Genomic DNA, 22,018 nt, shown 5'->3' with positions numbered 1-22,018 from the left:
GGAATCGCCGCGTCGACGCGGTCCATCCATGCCACGAGCACGAGGAGAGTAAGCGCGCACATGCGTTCCCACAGCACACACGGACATCAGGTCCGCCCCTTCCGAATCGGAAGGATCGTCTCAGCGCTGACCGCGGCGCTGCTCGCCGTCAGCGGTCTGCTGACGATTCCTGCGGCGGCGAACGCCGCTCCGAACCCCGAGATCGCCGTCACGAAAGTGGTGATCGGCGCGGGAAGCGGGCCCGACGGGCAGTTGGTCGTCGGCGACACGGTGTCGGTCTCCGGCAGCTGGGATGCAACCGCGGCGGATCCTCAGCCGGGAGACGTCTTCACGATCGGCCTTCCCCAGGAACTGCGGATCCCGGCCAACGTGCCGTTCTCGCTGAGCGGGCCGACGGAAACGGGAGAGGTCGTCGATTGGGCGACGTGTCTCGCGGACGCGTCGACCGGGATCGTCACGTGCACGCTCACCGAGGAAGTCGCGCTGTATCCCGAGAACGTCATCGGCGAGTTCGCATTCGACGTCACGGCAGTGGAGGCGACGGACGAGCAAGCCCTCGTCTTCGACCTCAACGGGCAGGACGTCCCCGTCGAGCTGCCCGGTGGCGGCGGAATCGATGACGGCATCGAGATTCCGGACACCTGGAGCAAGACGGGCGAGATGAACGCCAACAACTGGTCCATGAAATGGACGATCGACCTCCCGGGCTCGCGCATGCAGGCCCACGACGTCATCAACGTGGCCGACACCCTCGGAGCGGGACACGCGCTGTGCACGCCGTCGAACATGAAGGTGGAGACGGTGCGAGGCAGCGCCGTCGCCGATGCGACGAGCGTCGCCGAGATCGTGCCGGGCGCGGATGCGCAGCACTTCACGATCAAGCTCACTGCTCCCGAAGGCGGCTTCGACCCCAACGTGACGTACCGCATCACCTACGACACCTGCACGCCCGACGGGCAGATCGACCCCGAGAGCACCGAGTACACGAACGAAGCCAGCATCGATGTGTGGGGCGAGTCCTCTGGCATCATCGGGCTGCATCCGCGACCGTGGCAGGGGTCGCTCACCAAGTCGGGCACGGTGCTCGGCGGCGGAGAGCGCAACGGAAAGATCGCTTGGACGGTGAGCGTGCCGGGCGACCAGCTGCTGGGCAAGGACGGCTTCGTGTTCAGCGAACAACTCGGAGCCGGGCACGAGGTGTGCAGCGACACGATCAGCGGGATCCGGATCACCGAGCGCTACGGCCCGAGCAATCAGCTCCAGCGCGACGTCACCGGAATGCTCGCCCCGACTGTGACGTCTTCCTCGGCGCAGGCATTCGCGATCGATTTCGACATCTCCGATCCGGCATTCTCCTTCAAGGCCTCGGACTACCGGTACGTCATCACCTACTCGACGTGCGTGAGTCAGGACGGGCTGCCAGCAGGCGGCACCGCGTACACCAACCAGGTAGAGGTCGACGGTCAGGTCGCCGGCACCGAGACCAAGGTTCCCGGACGATCCGAGGGCAAGAACGGCGCCATCAACGGCAGGTCGGTCACGCTCGACGGCGTCGAGCACCTCCCGCAGACGACCATGAACTGGAACATCACCGTCCCGGGCGAGCGGCTCTCGGCGGTGGAAAGCGACCTCGTCGTCACGGACACCCTCTCAGGTGCGCACGAAGTGTGCGTCGCCGGTGATCCCACGAGCGGATTGGCTTCGCAGCTCGGCCTGAAGGTCGAAGCTCGCGACCAGGTCGGAAACGGGGGGCTCGCGACTGTCGATCTCACCGACTCCGTGACCGCGTCGCACGAGGATGGGGTGATCACGCTCGCGATCCCGCGCCCGACGCTGGCGCAGCCCGGTGGGAGCCAGGCGACCGGGTTCAGCGCCGAGTACCAGTACGTGATCAGCTACACGTCGTGCACCTCGAGCGGTGGCATGGACGCGCCGGGCACCTCGTACGGCAACTCCGCCGAGGTCGCTGGGAAGACGTATGAGAAGTCGGTGACGCAGAGCAATCGCGGCAGCGGCACGGGTCAGGGCGTCTCGCGCGGTTCGGTGGGGATCAGCAAGACCCTCGCCGACACTGCGGGAGCAGCATTCGTTCCCGAGGGCACGATGTTCACCGTGCACGTGCAGGAGATCGATCCGCAGGGCCAGATGCAGCTCGAGTACGACCTCCAGGTGCCGTTGAACGGCGATCGGATCAGCGGCCCGAACTCGCGCGGCCTCGGCTGGACGGTGGCGCTGTCAGAACCGACCTTCCCGGCGATCCCCGGCGTCGTGTTCGGTGATCCCGTATTCGCGGAGGGCGAAGCCGTGACCGTGGGTGACGGCGGGAAGACCGCCGTCGCAGCACTGACACCGGGCAGCAACGTCACCGTCGACCTCACCAATGAGGCGCAGCTCGGCGCGGTGTCGCTGGTGAAGCAGGTCGCAGGCGGGGCGGCGAGCCAGGTCGACACGGATCGCGCCTACGAAGTGACCGCGGCGATCGATACGACCGCGCTGGGCGAAGGGTTCCCGAAGCAGGCGGATCGCACGGTCACCGTGCGGGCCGGAGCACCCGTGCTCATCGATGATCTGCCGATCGGTGCGACGGTCGCGTTGAGCGAAGCGCGCCCGGTCGACGATGACCGGTTCACCTGGGGCGACCCGGTCTTCTCCCCGGAGAGCATCACGATCACCGGCGACCACGCAACGGCTCCAGCGGTCGTCACGCTGACGAACAGCGTCGAGCGGACCGTGGGAACGTTCTCGATCGTGAAGAACGTGACCGGCGCCGAGGCTGATAATCCGGCCGTGCCCGATGCGGTGACGGTCACCGCGGTCTGGGAGCAGGAGGGCGTACCCGGCTCGAAGACCCTCACGGTGCCGACCGATGGCACGCCCGTCGAATTCGGCGAGCAGTTGCTGGTCGGCACGCAGGTCGAGTTGATGGAGACTCCGCTCGAAGATGCTTCTGGCATTGCGTGGGGGACACCCGTCTGGTCCGGTGACGGCGTCGTCGTGACCGAAGAGTCGGCGACCGTGACGATCGGACGCGACGCGACTGCGCAGGTGTTCTTGGAGAACCACGCTGCGACGTCAATCGCCGGCATCAGCGTGCTCAAGGGAATCGGAGGCGCGGCAGCGGGAGAGGTCGATCCCGAGACGCAGTTCCCGGTCACCGCGACGTGGACCGACGCAGACGGTGAACAGTCGAAGGAGCTCACGATCAACGCGGTCGAACCGACCCCGCTGGGAGTCGACCTTCCCGCTGGCACCGTCGTCACGATCACCGAGGGCGACCGCCCCGGCATCGACACCGTCATCTGGGACACGATCGCCATCTCCGGCGACCGGGTGACGGACAACGGTGACGGCAGCGCCGAGATCGTGGTCTCGGATCAGCAGGGCGAGATGACCCTGGTCACCGTGGTGAACGAGGCGACGTGGGCTCCGGGCACCTTCTCCGTGGCGAAGCATGTCGACGGCGTCGAGCTCGAAGCGGCGGGCGTCCCCGAGTCCGTCGCGGTCACCGCTTCGTGGTTCGAGGCCGGTGAGCCGCACTCGGCAGAGCTCGCGATCCCGACCGACGGCACTCCGGTGCAGTTCGACGGGAGCCTTCCGCACGGCACGGAGGTGACGCTCTCCGAGGCTGCCTCCGATGACACAGATGCGTTCAGCTGGAACGCTCCCGAATGGGAGATGGATGGACTCGTCGTGCACGACGACGGCACCGCCACCCTCACCATCGGGGCCGCGCAGACGCTGGCCGTCGACCTGATCAACACGGTGACGCCGAAGCTCGGAAGCCTCTCGGTGACCAAGTCGCTCACGGGCGACGGTGCATCGCAGGTGCCCGCGGACACCGTGTACCCGGTGAGCGCGAGCTGGACCGACCTGATGGGTGAACCCCAGCGCGTCGAGCTCGAGCTCGTCGCCGGCGAGCCGACGGTGCTCGACGGGCTGCCGCTCGGCACTGAGGTGACATTCACCGAAACGGCGGCGGATCTGCCCGCAGCCGTCAGCTGGGTCGGAGCCGACTGGTCGACCGAGTCGGCGGGTGCGTCGATCGACGGAGCGGGCGAGCGGATCGTGCTCACCGTCACGGGAGACGCGGGTGCTCAGGCGCTCGTCGATCTCGAGAACGAGATCGGGGTCGCCCCCGGGCTCGCGGTGACCGGTGGTGAGTTGCTCACCGGTGCTCTGCTCGCAGCCGGGCTCGTGGCCGGCGGCGTGCTGCTGCTCCTCGCACGGCGCCGTCGCGCGCTGTAAGAGACGCATCTGACAGGGGCGGCCCGGGCGAGAGCCCGGCCGCCCCTGATCCGTACCCGCCCTCAGGGATCGGGTGTTTCCGCGTTCGGGGTGGGGAAGAAGTCGATGAGCGCTTGGCTCAGGGGCGCAGGCGCTTCCTCGGCCACGTGATGACCCGAGTCGATGCCATGCCCTCGTACATCGCTCGCCCAGTCTCGCCAGATCGCGAGCGGGTCGCCGTAGAGCTGTTCGAGGTCGTCTTGCTCCGACCACAGCGCCAATACCGGCATCGAGAGCCGACGGCGAGCGGCGCGGTCGGCCTCCTCATGGGCGCGATCGATCGTGAGTCCGGCGCGATAGTCCTCGAGCATCGCCCGCACGACACCTGGGGTGCGGATCGCCGCCAACCATTCCGCATGGTTCTCAGCACCCATGCGCTCCGGGTCCGCTCGGTACCAGTTCTCGGGGTCGGCGTTGATGACACGCTCGGGAGTATCGGGCTGAGCGTAGAAGAACCAGTGCCACCACAGCGAGGCGAACCGAGCATCTGCGCGAGCGAGGTGCTCGCTGATCGGAATGCAATCCAGCAGCGCCAGGTGATCGACTCGTTCTCCGTGGTCGAGCGCGAGGCGGAGCGCGACGTAGCTGCCGCGGTCGTGTCCGACGAGGTGGAAACGATCGTGACCGAGGATCGTCATGAGCTGCGTCAGATCCCCGGCCATCGCGCGTTTCGAGTGAGCGCTGTGATCCTCGGTCGGATCCGGTCCCCGCGACCGGCCGTACCCCCTGAGATCCGGGCAGATCACCGAATACCCGGCGTCGACGAGCCTGGGGGCGACGCTGTGCCAGGTGGCCCCAGTGCGCGGATGCCCGTGGAGGAGCAGGACCGGCGGCCCGTCGCCGCCGTACCGCACGTGGATGGTCGCCTCATTCGTCGCGATGTCTTCGACGGCGAAGTTCTCGAACATGCTCCCATCATGCATGCGATGGGTCGTATTCGTGTACGCTCTATTACTGGCCGAACGGTCGGTAACTTGGCCGTCCATACGAACAACGGAGTTCACATGACCATGACTGCTGCTGCCAAGCAGGCGGAACGGCGCAAGGTGCTCGCAGGCACCGTCGTCGGTACCACCATCGAGTGGTACGACTTCTTCATCTACGCGCAGGCGGCGGGCGCCGTCTTCGCGACGCTCTACTTCGCCCCCGCGGGTGAGACGGTCGGCCAGATCGTCGCCTGGGCGTCCCTCGGCATCTCCTTCCTGTTCCGCCCCCTCGGCGCCATCGTCGCCGGGCACCTCGGCGACCGGCTCGGGCGCAAGCGCATGCTCGTGCTCACGCTCATTCTGATGGGGCTCGCCACCGCCCTGATCGGCGTGCTGCCGACCTACGCCCAGATCGGCGTCGCGGCGCCGGTGCTGCTCGTGCTGCTCCGCGTGCTGCAGGGCTTCTCGGCCGGCGGCGAGTGGGGCGGGGCCGCCCTCATGTCGGTCGAGCACGCGCCCGAGAACAAGCGCGGCTTCTTCGGCGCGTACCCGCAGATCGGCGTGCCGCTCGGCATGATCCTCGCGACCGCGACCATGTGGGTCATCACCACGACGCTGACCGAGGAGCAATTCCTGACCTGGGGCTGGCGCCTCCCGTTCCTCTTCTCCATCGTGCTGATCCTCGTCGGCTACTTCATCCGCCGCGCCGTCGAGGAGTCCCCGGTCTTCAAGGAGCTGCAGGAGCGCAAGGGCGAATCTGCCGCACCGCTGAAGACGCTCTTCTCGAAGCACGCGAAGGAGGTGGTGCTCGCCGCACTCATCTTCATCGCGAACAACGCGGCCGGCTACCTGCTCATCGCCTTCTTCTCGGCGTATGCGACGCGGCCGGAAGCCGAGGGCGGGCTCGGCCTCGAGCGGCCCCCGGTGCTACTCGCCACCACACTGGCCTCCTTCGGGTGGCTCGCGTTCACCCTGTTCGGCGGCATCGTCTCCGACCGCATCGGGCGCGTTCGCACCTTCCAGATCGGGTACGTGCTGCTGGGTATCTGGGCCGTGCCGATGTGGTTCCTCATCGACACCGGCAACATCTTCATGTACTTCCTCGCCCTGTTCCTGATGACCGTCGGGCTCGGACTCTCCTACGGCCCGCAGGCCGCGCTCTACGCCGAGATGTTCCCCGCCGACGTGCGCTACTCCGGGGTCTCCATCGGGTACGCGATCGGCGCGATCTTCGGCGGTGCGTTCGCTCCGCTCATCGCCGATCTCGTGTTCGGCGCCACGGGAGCGTCGTGGACGATCGGCCTGTACATCCTCGGCGTGACGATCGTCTCACTCGTGGCCGTGTCGCTCGTGAAGGAGCCGAAGGGCGTCGCGCTGAACACGCGCTCGAACGAGGTCGTGACGGTCTAACCGCCCACCCCTCGACGCAATGCGGCAGAAGGTCCGTTCCCCAGCTCTCGGGGAACGGACCTTCTGCCGCATTCCTGGTGGCTCGTGGGCTCCGGCCCGGCCTCACACCCGGGAGTACGCGCGCAGCGGGTGCTCGAGCATATCGGTCACCGCGCGCAGGAACCCGGCCGCATACCCGCCGTCGCAGACGCGGTGGTCGAACACGAGCGAGAGCTGGGCGATGCGCCGCGCCTGGACGCGGCCGTCAACCACCCAGGCACGCTCGAGCACGCGCCCGATCCCGAGCATCGCGACCTCGGGGTGGTTGATGATCGCGGCGGAGCCGTCGACCCCGAGGCCGCCGTAGTTGTTCAACGTGAACGTGGAGCCTCTGAGCTGCTCAGGGGGCGTGCGCCCGTCGCGCGCGGTCGCACTGAGCGACCGCAGCTCGCGGTCGAGCTCGGCGATCGACATCGCGTGCGCATCGCGCATCACCGGAACCATCAGCCCGCGGCTCGTGTCGACGGCGATGCCCAGGTTCACGCCCTCGTAGATCTCGATCGCGTCACCGGTCGGCGCCAGGCGGCTCGCGAGAATCGGGTACTGCTGCAGCGCGAGCAGCGTGTAGCGGGCGAGGATCGCCGTGAGCGATGGCGGCCGCTCGCCGTCCGCCGCCATGAGCGGGCGCAGCTCCCAGAGCTCGGTGAGATCGACATCGACCCACACCGTCGCCTCGGGAATCTCGGCCCTGCTGCGCGAGAGCGTCTCGCTGACGACGCGCCGGAGCGGGCTGAAGCGCTCGACGCGGGCCACCGGCAGCGGCGACGTGTGCGCGCCCGCGGTGACGGGATCCTGCTGAGTGCCCTCGGAAGCATCTGCGCGAGGCGCATCCGCAGCGCGCAGCACGTCGGCGCGAGTGATCGCGCCATCGCTCCCCGTCGCGCGCACCCGGTGCGGGTCGACCCCGAGCTCCCGGGCGAGACGACGCACGATCGGAGACCGCACGGCGACCGTGCGGCGCGGTGCGTCGCTGATCCGCACCGGGGCGGGGGCTTCGTGCACCAGGGCGGGAGTCGAGGTGGCGCCGCTGCGCGCCCCGCCGATGCCGCCCCTGGCCCGGCGGCGACGGCCCTTCGCGGGCCCGCGGCCAGTGCCGTAACCGATCAGCACGTTGCCGGATCCCGCCCGTTCCTCGTGACGGTAGGCCTCGCGCTCCTCGTCCGGCGACGGAGGCGCTCCGGGTGACTCGGGCGAGCCGCCCGCGGGCTCAGCGGCTTCGGGCGCCCGCTCATCGAGCACCTCGAGCACCGGGGAGCCGGTCAGCAGTGCATCGCCCTCGGCGCCGTGCAGCTGCACGACCACGCCGGCGTAGGGCGAGGGCAGCTCGACGATGCTCTTGGCCGTCTCGACCTCCGCGATGGGCTGGTCGATGCTGACGGTGTCGCCGACGGAGACCATCCAGCGCACGAGCGCGGCTTCCGTGAGGCCCTCGCCGAGGTCTGGCAGGTTGAAGACGCGCGTGCTCATCACTGATCCTCCCAGTGCAGGGTTTCGATGGCGTCGAGTACGCGCTCGGCGTCGGGCAGGTACCAGTGCTCGAACTTCGGTGAGGCGAACGGGGTGTCGAATCCGGTCACGCGCCGCACGGGCGCCTCCAGGTACTCGAAGCACTGCTCGAACACGCGGGCTTGGATCTCCGACGCGACACTGGCGAAGCCCGGAGCCTCGGCGATGACCACAGCGCGGCCGGTGCGCCGCACCGACTCCATCACGGTGCGATCGTCGAACGGTGTCAGGGTGCGCACATCGACCACCTCGACGCTGCGTCCCCCCGCTTCCGCGACCTCGGCTGCCTCGAGGGCGATCGGAACGGACGGGCCGTAGCTGATGAGCGTCACGTCGCTGCCCGGCCGCACGACGCGGGCGCGGCGCAGATCGGCGGCGATCGACGTATCGACCGGCCCGGTCGACCAGTAGAGCTTCTTCGGCTCCATGAAGACCACGGGATCCGGGGAGGCGATCGCCGCGCGCAGGAGCGAATATGCGTCCTGCGGCGTCGACGGGGACACCACGGTGAGCCCGGGCGTGTGAGCGTAGTAGGCCTCGGAGGAGTCGCAGTGATGCTCGACGCCGCCGATCCCGCCGCCGTACGGGATGCGGATCACCATCGGCATGCGGAGATCGCCGCGGGTGCGATTGCCCAGTTTCGCGACGTGACTCACCACCTGCTCGAACGCCGGCAGCGCGAAGGCGTCGAATTGCATCTCGACGACCGGGGCGAGCCCGTTCATCGCCATTCCGACCGCAGTGCCGACGATGCCCGACTCGGCAAGGGGTGTGTCGAAGCAGCGGTCTTCGCCGAATCGCGCGGTCAGGCCATCGGTGATGCGGAAGACGCCGCCGAGCGCTCCCACATCCTCGCCGAAGACGACGACGCGGTCATCGCTCGCGAGAGCGTCGGCGAGGGCGAGGTTGAGGGCGCTCGCCATCGTCAGCGTCTCGACCGTCGTCGCCCCTGCTTCGGCGTCGCGAGCGGATGGCGCAGCGCCGGCGGGCGTTCCGGCCGGAGCGGCGCCGTGCGCCATCGTGGTGCTCATGACTCGACCTCCGTGCGCTCGATCTCGTCGCGCAGCGCGTCCCACTGCGCGTCGAGCATCTCGGGTCGCTGCGCGAAGACGTGGGTGAAGAGGTCCTCGGGGTTCAATTCCGGGTCCGCGTTCATCGCGTATCGCAGTTCGCTCGCGATCTCCTCCGCGGCAGCGGCGAGCTCCGACTCGTCGGCCTCGGTCAGGGCGCCTGACTCGCGGAGGTGGCTGCGCAGGCGGGTGAGCGGATCCCGTCCGACCCACGCCTGCACCTCCTCGCGGTCGCGGTAACGGGTGTCGTCGTCGGCGTTGGTGTGCGCGAGCATGCGGTACGTGTGGGCTTCGATGAAGCTCGGGCCCTGACCGGAACGGGCTCGATCGACGGCCGCGCCGAGCACGGCGAGCAGCGCGGCGACGTCGTTCCCGTCGACGCGCTCGCCGGGCATTCCGTATCCGATGGCCTTGTGCGCGAGAGACGCCGCCGCGGTCTGCCGTGAGAGCGGCACCGAGATGGCGAACTCGTTGTTCTGCACGAAGAAGACGACCGGGAGGTGGAAGACGGCGGCGAAGTTCATCGCCTCGTGGAAGTCGCCCTCGCTCGTGGCGCCGTCGCCGCACATCGCGAGCACCACGGTGTCTTCGCCCCGGAGCCGAGCGGCGTGCGCGAAGCCGACCGCGTGGAGCAGCTGCGTCGCGAGCGGAGTCGCCTGCGGCGCGATCCCGTACTCGGTCGGGTCGTAGCCCGAGTGCCAGTCTCCGCGCAGCAGGACCATCGCATTCGCCGGCTCGACGCCGCGAGCGATCACCGCGACCGAATCCCGATAGGTCGGAAACAGCCAGTCGCCGCGCTCGAGGCACAGCGCCGCGGCGATCTGGCAGGCCTCCTGGCCGGTCGACGCCGGGTAGACGGCCAGCCGGCCCTGGCGCACGAGCGCATTGCACTGATCGTTGATGCGGCGGCCGTTCACGAGTCCCGCGTAGGCGCGTCGCAGCGTCTCGCGATCGGGCAGGGCGAACTCGGGGTCGGGCTGGACGACACCCTCGGCGTCGATCAGTTGCACGGGGGTGTCGCGCGGCAACAGCGCGTCTGCTGATCGGGACACGGTTCCTCCTTGAATCCGTCCGTCAATGTGTCGCCTATTGTGCTCGCAATTCACGCGCCTGCGCACGATTTCGCTCGACTTCTGTATGTTTGATTGCAGAACAGCCTGAATACTGGATATCTGTATCGGGCGACGAGCCGGTCTCCAAGGGAGCAGACATGCAGGTAGACGACACCGATCGAGCGATCCTGGCAGTGCTCAGGAACGATGCCAGAATCTCCATGACCGCGCTCGCCGAGGCGGTGCACATCTCGCGCGCCGGAGCGCATGCCCGCGTGCGCAAGCTCGTCGACAGTGGCGTCATCATGAACTTCACGGTGCGTACCGACCCGGTGCGCGCTGGGGCTCACGCCTCGGCCTACGTGACGCTGCTGATCGACCAGACCGGATGGCAGGAGGTGCGCGCCCGGCTCGGCGAGATCGCGGAAGTCGAGCACATCGCGCTCGTCGGCGGCGACTTCGACGTACTACTGCTCGTGCGCGCTGCCGACAACAGCCACCTGCGGCGCGTGGTGCTCGAGGACATTCAGTCGATTCGGTGGGTGCGCAACACCCGCACCATTCTGATCTTCGAGGATTTCGGCGGCGGCCAGCCGCCCGAGCTCGCCGCGGATCGATGAGACGGCGGCCGGGTACGCCCGTCCAGGCTGCGGTTAGCCCGGCTCCGAAAAGGGTACCTGTGGGTTGGGGTCCGCCGACTCCGCCTCACGTGACGACGCGGGATCCGGATCCGTAATCGCCCCCGTCGGATCCGATTCTTCGATCCGATGCTCGCGATCGTGCGCGGCGGCGAATTCACGGGCAGCCTGTACAGCTTCTTCTTTGTCCCGGAAACTCCTCGAGAGATGAGGGGCGCCTTCCACTTCGTTCACCCACTGGCCGTTCTTCGACTTGGTCGTCACCGTCAATTGGCTCATCGCGCTGTCCTCCTGCTGCTTTCCACGTTTCTGCGTCGTTGCTGGGTAGCTCTGTCGTGTCTCAGTCACGATACGTCTCGACCGACGACGCATCGTCGTCATCAAGCTCCACCGTGATCGACTGCTCAAGCGCATCTGCCGTGTCCGCTTCAGATGACGTGGAAAGAACGTCTTCAGAAGCTGGTTCATCGTCGAACCCCGCGTTCCGGTTCTGCTCCAGGGCGTCGGCTTCCGGTACTTCTGCAGAGAAGTGGTCGCTCATTCGTATTCTCCTTTGCTCCTGATCGCGTCCCGTGGTTGCTGGGGGACCTACCATCTCAGCGGATCTTGTCAGGCGCGAGGGGGTTGAATAACCGGCGTCCTGCGTGCCGCGCACGAACACGCACGTGGAGCGGCCCGAGACTTGAGAAGCGAGATCTCCCGGGGCATTCGCGCTTCGCGCTGCCATGGTGTCGCGCAGAGTAAGAGAGATGCGAGGCCGTTTCAAGGCCATCGCAGCATCGGGAGAAGCTGCTCAGGCTTGTCGATGCGGTGACTTCGCGAACCGCAACGCACCTGCTGCGATCGCGGTGAGCCGGGCGAAGACGCCGATCTTCGCCCGGCTGCACGACACAGCCAAGACGTCGCCGCCCTGACAGGAATGCGAATGAAGCAGCTCAACGGGAGGAACAGAGATGAACGGCACTGAGCGGGGCAGTTCGAAGCATGGACCCGAACTCGACGAGGAGATGAAACACGAAACGAGCGGCACTGTTCAAGGGCATGGGTACCCGCACGCGGAGCCATTTCGGGACACCGAGCCAATGCCCGACGATACTGATGGCCCCGAGGTCGTCGAGGCGTTTGAACGGGGCGATAGCGGAGGCGATCCCGCTCGGGAGTGAGCGGGCACGAAAACGCTCATTCTAGTGAGAGAGCTCCCGCGAGGAACGCTCTCTCACCAGAAGGTTCAGGCGACCGCTCCGGCGACCTCCGGCACCGAGATCTGATCCATGTCGGCGAACATCTGGTTCTCGCCGGCCATGACCCAGAGGAACGAGTAGTTCGTAGTGCCGGCTCCGAAGTGCATCGACCACGCGGGCGAGATGACGGCGTCGCCATCGCGCAGGACGACGTGCCGCGTCTGCCCGGGAACCCCCATGAAGTGGAACAGCCGCTCGTTCTCGTCGAGATCGAAGTACACGTAGACCTCGGTGCGGCGGGCGTGGGTGTGCGGGGGCATGCTGTTCCAGATGTTGCCGGGCTCCGGCGCCGTGATGCCGAGCACGAGCTGGCTGCTGCGCACCCCGTCCTCGTGGATGTGCTTGCGCACGATGCGACGGTTGGCGTGCTCCTGCTCGCCGGTCTCCGTCGTGAGCGCTTCCGATGCCGGGACGAGCGTCGTCGGGTGATCGGTGTGGGATACGGCGGACGACAGGAAGAAGCGCGTCCCGGTCACGTCGGCCTCGAAGGAGATGTCACGCGCCCCGCGGCCGATATAGAGCACATCCATATGCCCGATCGGGTAACGGGTGCCGTCCACGACCACGGACCCCGACCCGCTGAGCCCGGAGACCGCGAGTTCGCGGCGCTGGCAGAAGTACTCCGCCCGGAGGTCGGGGAAGTTCTCGAGCGCGACGGCCGTGCCGGGGATCGGGCTGACCCCGCCGAGCACCATCCGATCCTCATGGCTGTACACGGCCCGCAAGAGGCCAGGGGTGAACAGGTCGCTGATGACGAAGCGGGCGCGCAGCTCTTCGTCGCTCATTCCGACGAGTTCGTCGGGGTGGGTGGCGTGACGGATTTCCATGAATCGGTTCTCTTTCTGGTTCAGAGTGCGGTGCTGGTGACGACGTTGACGGGCTCGCCCGCAGCGAAGGCGATGATGTTGCGGCCGGCGATCGCGAAGACATCGTCAGCCTCGTCGGTGTGGAACCCGATGTGCGGGGTCAGGACGAGGTTGGGGAGATCCAGCGGGATCGTGTCGAGGGCGGGCGGCTCGGACTCGAACACGTCGATGCCGGCGCCGAAGAGTCGCCCGTCGCGCAGCAGCGCGAAGAGGGCGTCGCGATCGAGGATCTCGTCCCGCGCGGTATTGACGACGATCGCGCCCTCCGGCAGCAGCGCGAGGAGATCGCTCGAGATGAGGCGCTCGGTCTCCGGGGTGTGCGTGAGGTGCAGCGATACGGCGTCGCTCAGTCGGAAGAGCTCTTCGAGCTCGACGCGCCGCCCGGGAAGCGCGGCTTCGACCTCAGGGCGCTCCGTCCGGTTCCAGTACACGACGTTCATGCCCAACGCGTCCGCGATGCGAATGACCTCGGAGCCGATGGCTCCGGTGCCGACCACGCCGAGCGTGCGCCCGGCGAGCTTGACACCCTGATGCTTCGCCCATTCGCCGGCGCGCACGATGCGGTCGCCCTCAGGGATGCGACGTGCGACCGCGAAGAGCAGCCCGATGGCGTGCTCGGCCACGCTCCGGCTCGCGAAGTCGGGCACGTTCGTGACGGTGATGCCGAGCGATTCCGCCTCCGCGACGTCGACGAAGCGGTGCGCACCGGTGCCGACGAAGCTGACGAGCGACAGGCCGGGAACGGAGGAGAGGAACCCCTGCGGGAGAGGACCCTGGTCGCCGATGATGTAGACGGCATCGTAACCCTGGGCCCGGGCGATCGTGGCTTCGGCATCGGCGAACTGCTCTTCGAACCAGTCGAGCCGATGGCCCGCAGCCTTGAGCGGTTCGATCACGTCGCGGTGGACGATGTCCGAGTACTGCGCTTCGCCGTCGATGCATACGATGTTCATGGGAGTCCTTCTCTGATCGGGTGGGAGTGAGACGGGGCCCGCGCCGCCGGTGGGTGGCGGGGCCCCGAGGCCGGCTACTGCGCGACCCAGCGGTTGAACTGATCAGTCAGTTCGGTGTTGTTCTCCTTGTAGTAGTCGGCATCGAGCGTGATCGCGGTGTCGGTGTTCTCGCCGACGGGGAGGAACGGCTGGATGTCTTCGGGGAAGTCGCCGACTCCGACGCCGGTGCTCGCCGCCGGGATGGGGGTCGGCACCTGGGATGCGAAGGCGACCTGGCCCTCGGTGTTCTCGATGACGCTCTTCAGCAACTGCTGGGCGGCCTCGGGGTTGGGGGCATCGGCGGGGATCGCCCAGACGCTGTTCGCGTAGCCGGCCTGGTCCCAGCTCACCGAGATCGGGAAGCCGTTCTGGCTCGCCGTGAAGGCCCGGTTCGCCCAGACGATTCCGAGGTCGCAGGAGCCGTTCTCGAAGCTCTCGATGGACTGCGCACCGCTCGACCACCAGGTGACGTTGTCCTTGATGGTGCCGAGCTTCTCGAATGCGCGGTCGGTGTCGAGCGGGTAGAGGTCGTCGGCGGCGACCCCGTCGGCCAGCAGCGCCGACTCGAGCGTCCAGCCGTACTGGGGGTTGTTGAAGAGGCAGCGCTGGCCGGGGAACGCTTCCGTGTCGTACAGATCTTCCCAGGTCTCCGGGTGCTCCCCGTCGACGGGCCAGGTGTCGGTATTCCAGGCGAGCACCATGCCGAAGGTGCCGACTTCGATGCCGGTCTTCGAGTAGGTGCCCTCGACGAGCTGGTCGACGGGGACGATGCTCGTATCGATCTCCGCGAGGTAGCCGTCATCGGCCGCCTGCTGGGCATCGCTGAGCGAGGGCAGGAACACGAGGCTCCAGTCGACGGCGCCGTTCTGCGCACCGGCGAAGAACTTCGTCGAGGCCTCGTTGTAGTCGTCGACGACTTTCACCCCGGTCTCCTCGGTGAAGTCGGCGAAGAGGGTGTCGTTCAGTCCTTCCCAGACGTCACCGCCGCTGGTGTCGTAGAAGAGGATCTCACCGGAGATGTCGCCGCCGCCCTCGGCATCCGCGGCGTCGGCGCCTCCGCTGCACGACGTGAGGGCGAGCGCGCCGGCGAGGGCGAGTGCACCGAGCGAAGCGGTGCGGGTCAGTGTGGAATGCATATGCAGGTCCTTCCTTGGATGCATGCGTTGAGGAGGTAGTGCGAACTGGGGACTACGGAGTGGGGAGCAGGACGGCGCTGCGTGCGCGCACGCTCATGACCGCGGGCGTGCCGACCTCGGGGATCGCCTCGGCGCTGTCGAGATCGACGAGGTAGGAACCGCGCTCGTCGGCGAGGCGGACGCGGATGGTCTGCCCGAAGAACCGGGCATCCGTGATCGTGACGCGCGCGACCGCTTCGTACCCGACCGGGGCGGTCTCGACGCTCGGGCTGAGCCGGATCTGCTCGGGTCGTGCGCTGAGCGTGCAGGCGGATCCGACAGCGAGGGTCGGCCCCTCCGTCGCGGTGACGACGAACTCGCCGGTGCGCACCTGGGTGCCGGAGCGGCTCTGGCCGACGACCTCGGCGACGAAGCTGTTGGTCTCGCCGAGGAAGTTCGCGACGAAGTCGCTGTTGGGAGCGCTGTACACCTCGCGCGGTGCCCCGACCTGGCGAATGTACCCGGCCTCCATGACACCCATGCGGTCGGAGAGGATGTACGCCTCCTCCTGGTCGTGGGTGACGTAGATCGCCGTCGTCTCCGATTCCTGCTGGATCCGTCGGATCTCGGACCCGAGATCCTGCCGCAGGCGCCGGTCGAGCGCACCGAGCGGCTCGTCGAGCAGCAGGACGCGGGGGCGCTGGGCGAGCGCCCGGCCGAGCGCGACGCGCTGCTGCTGGCCGCCCGAGAGCTGTGACGGGTGCCGATCTCGCAGCGCCCCGAGCTCCGTGAGCTCGAGCATCTCGTCGACCCGCTTCGCCAGGGCGGCGCCGCGCACTTTGCGGATCTTCAGCCCGAACGCGATGTTCTGCGCGACGGTGAGGTGCGGGAAGAGCGCGTAGTTCTGGAACACGAACCCGATGTCGCGCTGCTGCGTCGGCAGATGCGTGACATCGCTGCCGTCGATGGCGACACTGCCCGACGTGAAATCGATCAAGCCGGCGATGATGCGCAGCAGCGTGGTCTTCCCGGACCCCGAAGGGCCGAGCAGGGTGAAGAACTCGCCCGCCTGCACGGCGAGGTCGGTCTCATGCAGCACGCGCGTGCCGCTGAAGTCGCAGGTGATCCCGTCGACGATCACTTCGCCGCGCTTTCCGACGGTCGCCGCGTTTGCGTGTGTGGGGGACATGCCGGTCCTCATTTCTGGTCTGCCAGGATCGCCGACCGTGAGCGTCGCGACTGGATGATGCGCTGAGCGATGATGACGGCGATGACGAGCAGCGTGAGCAGCGCGGCGATCGCCGGGACAGTCGGCACGATGCCGCTCTCCAGGTACTGATAGATGGTGACGGGCAGTGTCTTCACCGGTCCGGTCTGGAGGAAGAGGGCGAGCACCACTTCGTCCCAGGAGGTCACGAACGCCAAACCGAACGCCGAGAGGATGACCGGGATCATGCCTCGCACCGTCACCGTCCAGAATGCGGAGATCCGCGACGCCCCCATCGTCCAGGCCGCCGTCTCGAGGTCGAGACCGCGTGATGCGAGTGCGGTGTTCACGATGGCGAACGCGAGCGGGAACGATACGAGGGTGTGCGCGAAGACGAGGCCGGGAATCGTGCCGGCGAGGTCGAGCCGGAGTTCGACCGCGTAGATCCCGATCGCGAGCAGGATGGCCGGCGTGATGATGGGCGCGAAGGCGAGCCCGGAGATGATGACCTTCGTCCGCTCGGATTTCGCGGTCTGCACGACGCGTGCGAGGTACAGGGCCAGGGCGGTGGATGTGATGCCGGTCAGCGTCGCGATCAGCAGGCTTCTCGTAATGGGATCGAGCCAGGTGCTGGTGGTGAGCGCCTCCCCGTACCATTCGAGGGTGAAGCCGCGCGGAGGGAACACCACCGTCTGCGTCTCGCCGACGGAGAGCGGGAAGACGATGAGCACGGGCAGGAGCAGTACGAGCAGTGAGATCAGTGTCAGCACGCCCGTGGTGACCGTGCCTGCCGACCAGGTGAAGCGCTGCTCTGCGCTGACGCCTTTCGCCTGCCCGCCGATTCCGGGGGCTTGGAACCCGCCGCCGATGCGGATGACGGCGACGTAGAGGATGAGGGTCGCCGCGAGCAGCACGACGCCGAGAGCCGAGGCGACACCCCATTGGAACAGGTCGATCTGCTGCTGGATGTACACGGCGACGGTCTGCTCCTGCGGGCCGCCGAGGATGGCGGGGACGATGAAGAAGCTGAGCGCCAGGATGAAGCAGAGCAGAGCGCCGCTGAGGATCGATGTGCGCACGAGCGGCAGGAAGACCTTGACGAAAATCTGGAAGCCCGATGCCCCCATCGTCTTGGCCGCGAGGATGACGTTGTGGTCGATGCCCGTCATGCCCGAGTAGAGGATGAGGATCATATAGGGCAGCAGATACATCACGGTGCCGACGAGGGTGCCGCCCTGGGTGTAGAGCAGGGAGAAGCGCTCGCCGCCGAGCGCCTGGCTCGCCTGGCTGAGCAGCCCGTTCGGGCTCAGGATCGAGGTGACGGCGAAGAGCCGCACGACGATGGAGACCTGAAACGGGATCAGGATGAGGAGGAGCACGATCCCGGCGGCGCGGCTGGGGAGCCGCGAGATGAAGTAGGCGGTCGGGAATCCGAGGAGCAGCGCGAGGAGCGTCGAGTTCACGGCGAGCACGATGGTGCGCCACTCGACGAGATGCAGGTAGTCGTCCTGCAGGATCGTGAGGTAGTGGTCGAGCGTGAGCTGGGGCTGACTCCAATCCCAGACGCCGTCGAGGCTGATGCTGCGGAGCACGACGTCGAGCAGCGGCCAGAAGAAGAAGATCACGAAGAAGCCAGCGGCGGCGAGTGCCATCGCGATCTTGGGGAGGCGAACGGGGTCGAGGATCGATCGCCGCGGAGGGCGAACCGTCGGGATCCCGGTAGTGCTGAGGCTCATCATTGATCCTTGTCGGCGCGGTGGATCAGGCCGCGGCCTGCGTGATGACGTACACCTTGCGGGCGGTCTCCTCGACGTTCCACACGACGTGCGAGCCGTCGGGGAGCGACACGAAGGCGTCCGGGCGGATCTCGATGACTTCGCCGTTCTCACGGGTGATCGTGCCTGCGCCGCTCACGAAGTACATGAACTCGGAGACGCCGATCTTGCTCGAGTGGAAGCTGCCAGGGCTGATCTCCCAGACTCCGATCTCAGTGCGGCCGTCCTCGTGGAGGATGGACTCGTGAGCCTCGGGATCGCCGGAGATCACGCGGCTGGGCGCCGGGCTCGTCTGGAGGGTCATCGTCGTGAGCCCGTGCAGTGTGACCGGATTGAAGAGAAGCTCGGTCATGAGGTATCAGCCCTTTCGGCGGAGTGCTGCAGTGCGACTCTGCGAATTGAAATTTGAAACACTGTCTCATAAGTGCAGAAATAATGTCAAGATAGAAACGACCGGCGATACCGGTTCGTAAAATTGCAACGGTGAGGAGACCTCGCGATGGAGCGTGGTACCGAATCGAAGGATGGAGACCGGAATGGCCGAACGCGTGATATCCACTGGCGGACTGACATCGTCGGAGCGAGTCACGGGCACGCAGAGCCTGGAGAAGGCGGTCGACATTCTCGAGTACATCGCCTCGGCGCCTCGCCCGGGCGTCACGCTGGCCGAGTGCACCGGCATCCTCGGCTACAGCAAGGCGACGACGCAGCGCATGCTCCTCACCCTGGCCCGACGCAATCTGCTGCACTTCGATGAGGATCTCGGGGTGTACTCGCTCGGCATGCTCACGGCGAAGCTCGGATCGGAGTACCTGAGCCGACTCGACACGCGAAAGGCCGCGCTGCCGGTCATGCGCGACATCGTGAGGGAGACCGGCGAGACAGCGCACCTGGGCGTGCTCTCGGGAAAGGATGTGGTCTACATCGAGCTGGTCGACAGCCCCCAGCCGATCCGCATCTTCAGCAAGGTCGGGGATTCCATCCCGGCATACGCCACCGCCATCGGCAAGTCGATCCTCGCTCAGCTGCCCAGTGACGTCCGGCAGCGGCACCTGCCGGACTCTCTCAGCGGCCGCACCGCGAACACGCTGACGACGTTCGAGGCCCTGCATCGGGATCTCGCGTTGACCCGGGAGCGCGGGTACGCGATCGACAACGGCGAGAACCGCGACGGGATCCGCGGATTCGCGGCGCCGATCTTCGATTTCTCCGGTGCGGTCTGCGCCGGCTTGAGCCTCGGCGGCCCGACGGCGCGCGTCGAGGCGGAGGAGGATGAGCAGCGTTTCGGCGAGCTCGTGAAGCGCGCGGCGCGCCGTGTATCCCAGGTGCTCGGCGCTCCCGGGGCGTAGTCGATCGAGCACGTCCCATCGTCTCCGGCGACGGTTTCGAGTGCGTTTCGCGCGCATCTCCGGTTGGCGAACTCCGCGGTTTATGAAATGATGTTTCAAATTTCAATCTCCGATGGGGGCTCCAATGCAGCAGCAACGTCGTCGCGTGGTCATCACCGACTGTGATCACGGCAGTGTCGATATCGAGCGGGAGGTCGCCGCCCGGTACGGGTACGACCTCGAGTTCGCCGAGTGCACGAGCGAGGAGGACGTGATCGCGATTGCCGCGGACGCGGCCGCGATCCTCACCCAGTACGCGCCGGTCACCGAGACGGTGCTCTCGCGACTGCCCGGGCTCGTCGCCGTCGGCAGATACGGCGTGGGCGTCGATACCGTCGACCTCGACGCCGCAAGCGCGCGGGGAGTCGCCGTCTGCAATGTGCCCGACTACGGCACTGAGGACGTGAGCGACCACGCGATCGCGCACGCACTCGGGCTGCTGCGCGGACTCCCGGCACTCGATAAGGGCGTGCGCCGCGGCAGCGCCGATCTCGCGCCGGTACGACCGCTCCATCGCTTCTCGGCCTCGACCTTCGCGGTCTACGGTCTCGGGTTGATCGGTGAAGCGACGGCGCGGAAAGCACGTGCGCTCGGCTTCCGAGTGATCGGAACCGATCCCAGGTACGCGGCAGGCGACATCACCCTGGACGGAACCGACGTCGTCGCGCCTGACGAGCTGCTCGCGCAGGCCGATCTCATCTCGCTGCACCTGCCGCTGATCGCGCAGACCAGGCACCTCATCGACGATGCGGCATTCGCGCGCATGCGCCCGGGCGTCAAGATCGTGAACACATGCCGGGGCGGCGTGATGCAGACGGAAGCGCTCGTGCGCGCACTCGACTCGGGCGTCGTCGCCGCTGCGGCGCTCGACGTCTTCGAAGAGGAACCCCTGCCCCTCACCCATCCGCTCCACCGGTTCGAGCAGGTCATGCTCAGCCCGCACGCGGCGTGGTACAGCGAGGAATCGTTCGTCGAGCTCAAGCGCCGCGCGATGGAGCACATCCTCGACGTCTGCGAGGGGCGGCCGGTCGCGTACGTCGTCAACCAGGCCGATCTCCGGGCCCGCGACCTCGAGAGGATCTGAGATGTTCGACGCGACACTCACCGGGCGCACGGCCGTGGTCACCGGCGCCTCCCGCGGCATCGGCGAGGCCGTCGCGGCCGCGCTGCTCCAGAGCGGTGCCGATGTGACCACGTTCCAACGCGGCCCGAATTCGGACGCACTGCGCGCGATCGCTGACGCGAGCGGGCGCCCGCTCGCGCACGTGGCGGTCGATTTCGCGGATCCGAACTCCGTCGATGCAGCGATCGACCGGGTCGGCGCCGTCGACATCCTCGTCAACAACGCCGGCACGCAGATCAGGCACGACGCCGTCGACTTCCCCCTCGGCGACTTCGAGCGGGTGCTCGCGGTCAATGTGAACGCGGTGTTCCAGCTCAGCCAGGGCTTCGGGGCGGGGATGGTCGAGCGCGGGACGGGGAAGATCGTGACGCTCGCCTCGCTGCTGACCTTCCAAGGCGGGCTTCGCGTGCCGGCCTACGCCGCATCGAAAGGCGCCGTCGCGCAACTGGTGAAGGCGCTCAGCAATGAGTGGGCCGGCCGGGGCGTGAACGTCAATGCGGTCGCTCCCGGCTATGTGGAAACGGAGATGAACGAGGCGCTGCTCGCAGACCCCGTGCGCTTCGCGCAGCTCAGCGATCGCATCCCAGCAGGACGGTGGGGGAGCCCGCAGGACATCGCCAGCGCGGTCGTCTTCCTGTGCACGCCCTACGCCGAGTACATCCACGGCGCGGTGCTCCCGGTCGACGGCGGATGGCTCGCGCGATGAGTCCCCGCGAGCGCGCAGGGGTGCCCGCGGAACTGCGCGCCAACCCCGTGATCGCCGTACTGCGAGCGCCCACGGCAGCTGGATACGCTCCCGTGATCGATGCGCTGCTCAGGGGTGGCGTGCGGTTCGTCGAGGTGACGCTCAGCACTCCGGGCACGATCGACGAGTTGCCGATGCTCGTTCGCCGCTTCGGCGACGACGCGCGGATCGGCGTCGGCACAGTCACCGAGACGAGCCAGGCGCGGGAGGCGATCGCCGCCGGTGCGCGGTACCTGGTGACCCCGACGACCGATCCGCGGATCATCGACGTCGCGGTCGACGCCGAGGTGCCCGTCTACCCCGGCGGCTTCACGCCGACCGAGTTGCACACCGGGTGGCGCGGCGGCGCGACGGCGGTGAAGGTGTTCCCCGCTTCGAAGCTCGGGCCGAAGTACGTCGCCGACCTGCGCGGGCCGTTCCCCGATATCGAGGTGATTCCCTCGGGAGGCGTGGACGCAGAATCCGCGCTCGATTGGCTGCGCGCCGGTGCCTGCGCGGTGAGCGCCGGAGGCCCGCTGCTGCGCGATGCGTTCGACGGGGGAGACCTCGGCGAGCTGACCCGGCGCGCGCAGGCGCTGCAGCAGTCCATCGTCGATGCCGGGCTCGTCGCGCGAGTCGATCTCGGACGGACGGGGGCGTGA

General features: G+C 67.6%; 19 protein-coding genes. 7 read left to right on the top strand and 12 right to left on the bottom strand.

Going from position 1 to position 22,018, the window contains the following annotated elements:
- The first annotated feature begins 60 nt into the window (after positions 1-60).
- Positions 61-4,245, top strand: a complete 4,185-nt coding sequence (locus JE033_RS07965) for a DUF5979 domain-containing protein (RefSeq protein WP_200330623.1) — start codon at positions 61-63, stop codon at positions 4,243-4,245.
- A 62-nt stretch (positions 4,246-4,307) separates the two neighbouring features.
- On the opposite strand, the gene JE033_RS07960 is transcribed toward JE033_RS07965, so the two are convergent.
- Complete coding sequence (locus tag JE033_RS07960; protein WP_200330621.1) at positions 4,308-5,192, bottom strand: alpha/beta fold hydrolase; 885 nt, start codon at positions 5,190-5,192, stop codon at positions 4,308-4,310.
- A 96-nt stretch (positions 5,193-5,288) separates the two neighbouring features.
- Between JE033_RS07960 and JE033_RS07955 the strand changes: the two genes are divergently transcribed.
- Positions 5,289-6,620, top strand: coding sequence for an MFS transporter (locus JE033_RS07955; protein WP_090145966.1), 1,332 nt, complete (start codon positions 5,289-5,291; stop codon positions 6,618-6,620).
- Between the two features lie 102 nt (positions 6,621-6,722).
- Here JE033_RS07955 and JE033_RS07950 read toward each other — a convergent pair whose 3' ends face one another.
- The 3 genes from JE033_RS07950 to pdhA are packed head-to-tail and all read right to left on the bottom strand — an operon-like array spanning position 6,723 to position 10,287.
- Positions 6,723-8,126 (bottom strand): dihydrolipoamide acetyltransferase family protein, encoded by a 1,404-nt coding sequence (locus JE033_RS07950; RefSeq protein WP_200330619.1) that lies wholly within the window; start codon positions 8,124-8,126, stop codon positions 6,723-6,725.
- Positions 8,126-9,184, bottom strand: coding sequence for an alpha-ketoacid dehydrogenase subunit beta (locus JE033_RS07945; protein ID WP_370567936.1), 1,059 nt, complete (start codon positions 9,182-9,184; stop codon positions 8,126-8,128). The genes JE033_RS07950 and JE033_RS07945 overlap by 1 nt, the downstream gene beginning before the upstream one ends.
- Before the next feature lie 8 nt (positions 9,185-9,192).
- The gene (pdhA, locus tag JE033_RS07940) at positions 9,193-10,287 is read right to left on the bottom strand and encodes a pyruvate dehydrogenase (acetyl-transferring) E1 component subunit alpha (protein ID WP_090145970.1); all 1,095 of its coding nucleotides are present in this window, start codon (positions 10,285-10,287) and stop codon (positions 9,193-9,195) included.
- Positions 10,288-10,445: 158 nt separating this feature from the next.
- Here pdhA and JE033_RS07935 point away from each other — a divergent pair, with 158 nt between their 5' ends.
- On the top strand, positions 10,446-10,907 hold the full coding sequence (locus tag JE033_RS07935) for an Lrp/AsnC family transcriptional regulator (RefSeq protein ID WP_200330615.1): 462 nt from the start codon (positions 10,446-10,448) through the stop codon (positions 10,905-10,907).
- A 33-nt stretch (positions 10,908-10,940) separates the two neighbouring features.
- Here JE033_RS07935 and JE033_RS07930 read toward each other — a convergent pair whose 3' ends face one another.
- From JE033_RS07930 to JE033_RS07895, 8 genes are all read right to left on the bottom strand, one after another.
- Entirely contained in the window at positions 10,941-11,273 is a 333-nt protein-coding gene (locus tag JE033_RS07930; protein ID WP_370567922.1) for a DUF2188 domain-containing protein, read from the bottom strand.
- On the bottom strand, positions 11,266-11,466 hold the full coding sequence (locus JE033_RS07925) for a hypothetical protein (protein ID WP_200330613.1): 201 nt from the start codon (positions 11,464-11,466) through the stop codon (positions 11,266-11,268). The genes JE033_RS07930 and JE033_RS07925 overlap by 8 nt, the downstream gene beginning before the upstream one ends.
- A 687-nt stretch (positions 11,467-12,153) precedes the next feature.
- On the bottom strand, positions 12,154-12,993 hold the full coding sequence (gene kduI / locus JE033_RS07920) for a 5-dehydro-4-deoxy-D-glucuronate isomerase (protein ID WP_200330611.1): 840 nt from the start codon (positions 12,991-12,993) through the stop codon (positions 12,154-12,156).
- 20 nt (positions 12,994-13,013) lie between these two features.
- Positions 13,014-13,985, bottom strand: coding sequence for a 2-hydroxyacid dehydrogenase (locus JE033_RS07915; RefSeq protein WP_090145976.1), 972 nt, complete (start codon positions 13,983-13,985; stop codon positions 13,014-13,016).
- A 74-nt stretch (positions 13,986-14,059) separates the two neighbouring features.
- Positions 14,060-15,160, bottom strand: a complete 1,101-nt coding sequence (locus JE033_RS07910; protein WP_176698245.1) for an extracellular solute-binding protein — start codon at positions 15,158-15,160, stop codon at positions 14,060-14,062.
- Positions 15,161-15,212: 52 nt separating this feature from the next.
- The gene (locus JE033_RS07905; RefSeq protein WP_176698246.1) at positions 15,213-16,328 is read right to left on the bottom strand and encodes an ABC transporter ATP-binding protein; all 1,116 of its coding nucleotides are present in this window, start codon (positions 16,326-16,328) and stop codon (positions 15,213-15,215) included.
- An 8-nt stretch (positions 16,329-16,336) separates the two neighbouring features.
- Positions 16,337-18,082 (bottom strand): ABC transporter permease subunit, encoded by a 1,746-nt coding sequence (locus JE033_RS07900; protein ID WP_200330609.1) that lies wholly within the window; start codon positions 18,080-18,082, stop codon positions 16,337-16,339.
- Between the two features lie 25 nt (positions 18,083-18,107).
- The gene (locus JE033_RS07895; RefSeq protein ID WP_200330607.1) at positions 18,108-18,473 is read right to left on the bottom strand and encodes a cupin domain-containing protein; all 366 of its coding nucleotides are present in this window, start codon (positions 18,471-18,473) and stop codon (positions 18,108-18,110) included.
- A 184-nt stretch (positions 18,474-18,657) separates the two neighbouring features.
- Between JE033_RS07895 and JE033_RS07890 the strand changes: the two genes are divergently transcribed.
- The 4 genes from JE033_RS07890 (at position 18,658) to JE033_RS07875 (ending at position 22,018) form a co-directional block, all read left to right on the top strand.
- Positions 18,658-19,470, top strand: coding sequence for an IclR family transcriptional regulator (locus JE033_RS07890; protein WP_176698248.1), 813 nt, complete (start codon positions 18,658-18,660; stop codon positions 19,468-19,470).
- 124 nt (positions 19,471-19,594) lie between these two features.
- Positions 19,595-20,593, top strand: a complete 999-nt coding sequence (locus JE033_RS07885) for a C-terminal binding protein (RefSeq protein WP_200330605.1) — start codon at positions 19,595-19,597, stop codon at positions 20,591-20,593.
- A 1-nt stretch (position 20,594) separates the two neighbouring features.
- Positions 20,595-21,338 carry an SDR family oxidoreductase gene (locus tag JE033_RS07880; protein ID WP_200330603.1) on the top strand — a complete coding sequence of 248 codons (744 nt, stop codon included), beginning with the start codon at positions 20,595-20,597 and terminating at the stop codon, positions 21,336-21,338.
- Positions 21,335-22,018: a bifunctional 4-hydroxy-2-oxoglutarate aldolase/2-dehydro-3-deoxy-phosphogluconate aldolase gene (locus tag JE033_RS07875; RefSeq protein ID WP_200330601.1), complete on the top strand. Its 684-nt coding sequence runs from the start codon at positions 21,335-21,337 to the stop codon at positions 22,016-22,018. The genes JE033_RS07880 and JE033_RS07875 overlap by 4 nt, the downstream gene beginning before the upstream one ends.

The sequence above is a fragment of the Leucobacter sp. L43 genome, assembly GCF_016597785.1.
GTDB lineage: Bacteria > Actinomycetota > Actinomycetes > Actinomycetales > Microbacteriaceae > Leucobacter > Leucobacter alluvii.
The sequence above is the reverse complement of the archived record's forward strand: the minus strand, read 5'-3'. Positions and strand labels throughout refer to the sequence as shown.

Coding starts and splice junctions, on each gene's coding strand:
- JE033_RS07955 (WP_090145966.1), top strand. CDS start 5,289: ATGACCATGACTGCTGCTGCCAAGCAGGCGGAACGGCGCAAGGTGCTC.
- JE033_RS07935 (WP_200330615.1), top strand. CDS start 10,446: ATGCAGGTAGACGACACCGATCGAGCGATCCTGGCAGTGCTCAGGAAC.
- JE033_RS07905 (WP_176698246.1), bottom strand. CDS start 16,328: ATGTCCCCCACACACGCAAACGCGGCGACCGTCGGAAAGCGCGGCGAA.
- kduI (WP_200330611.1), bottom strand. CDS start 12,993: ATGGAAATCCGTCACGCCACCCACCCCGACGAACTCGTCGGAATGAGC.
- JE033_RS07875 (WP_200330601.1), top strand. CDS start 21,335: ATGAGTCCCCGCGAGCGCGCAGGGGTGCCCGCGGAACTGCGCGCCAAC.
- JE033_RS07910 (WP_176698245.1), bottom strand. CDS start 15,160: ATGCATTCCACACTGACCCGCACCGCTTCGCTCGGTGCACTCGCCCTC.
- JE033_RS07965 (WP_200330623.1), top strand. CDS start 61: ATGCGTTCCCACAGCACACACGGACATCAGGTCCGCCCCTTCCGAATC.
- JE033_RS07880 (WP_200330603.1), top strand. CDS start 20,595: ATGTTCGACGCGACACTCACCGGGCGCACGGCCGTGGTCACCGGCGCC.
- JE033_RS07960 (WP_200330621.1), bottom strand. CDS start 5,192: ATGTTCGAGAACTTCGCCGTCGAAGACATCGCGACGAATGAGGCGACC.
- JE033_RS07900 (WP_200330609.1), bottom strand. CDS start 18,082: ATGAGCCTCAGCACTACCGGGATCCCGACGGTTCGCCCTCCGCGGCGA.
- JE033_RS07945 (WP_370567936.1), bottom strand. CDS start 9,184: ATGGCGCACGGCGCCGCTCCGGCCGGAACGCCCGCCGGCGCTGCGCCA.
- JE033_RS07890 (WP_176698248.1), top strand. CDS start 18,658: ATGGCCGAACGCGTGATATCCACTGGCGGACTGACATCGTCGGAGCGA.
- JE033_RS07885 (WP_200330605.1), top strand. CDS start 19,595: ATGCAGCAGCAACGTCGTCGCGTGGTCATCACCGACTGTGATCACGGC.
- JE033_RS07925 (WP_200330613.1), bottom strand. CDS start 11,466: ATGAGCGACCACTTCTCTGCAGAAGTACCGGAAGCCGACGCCCTGGAG.
- JE033_RS07950 (WP_200330619.1), bottom strand. CDS start 8,126: ATGAGCACGCGCGTCTTCAACCTGCCAGACCTCGGCGAGGGCCTCACG.
- JE033_RS07915 (WP_090145976.1), bottom strand. CDS start 13,985: ATGAACATCGTATGCATCGACGGCGAAGCGCAGTACTCGGACATCGTC.
- JE033_RS07895 (WP_200330607.1), bottom strand. CDS start 18,473: ATGACCGAGCTTCTCTTCAATCCGGTCACACTGCACGGGCTCACGACG.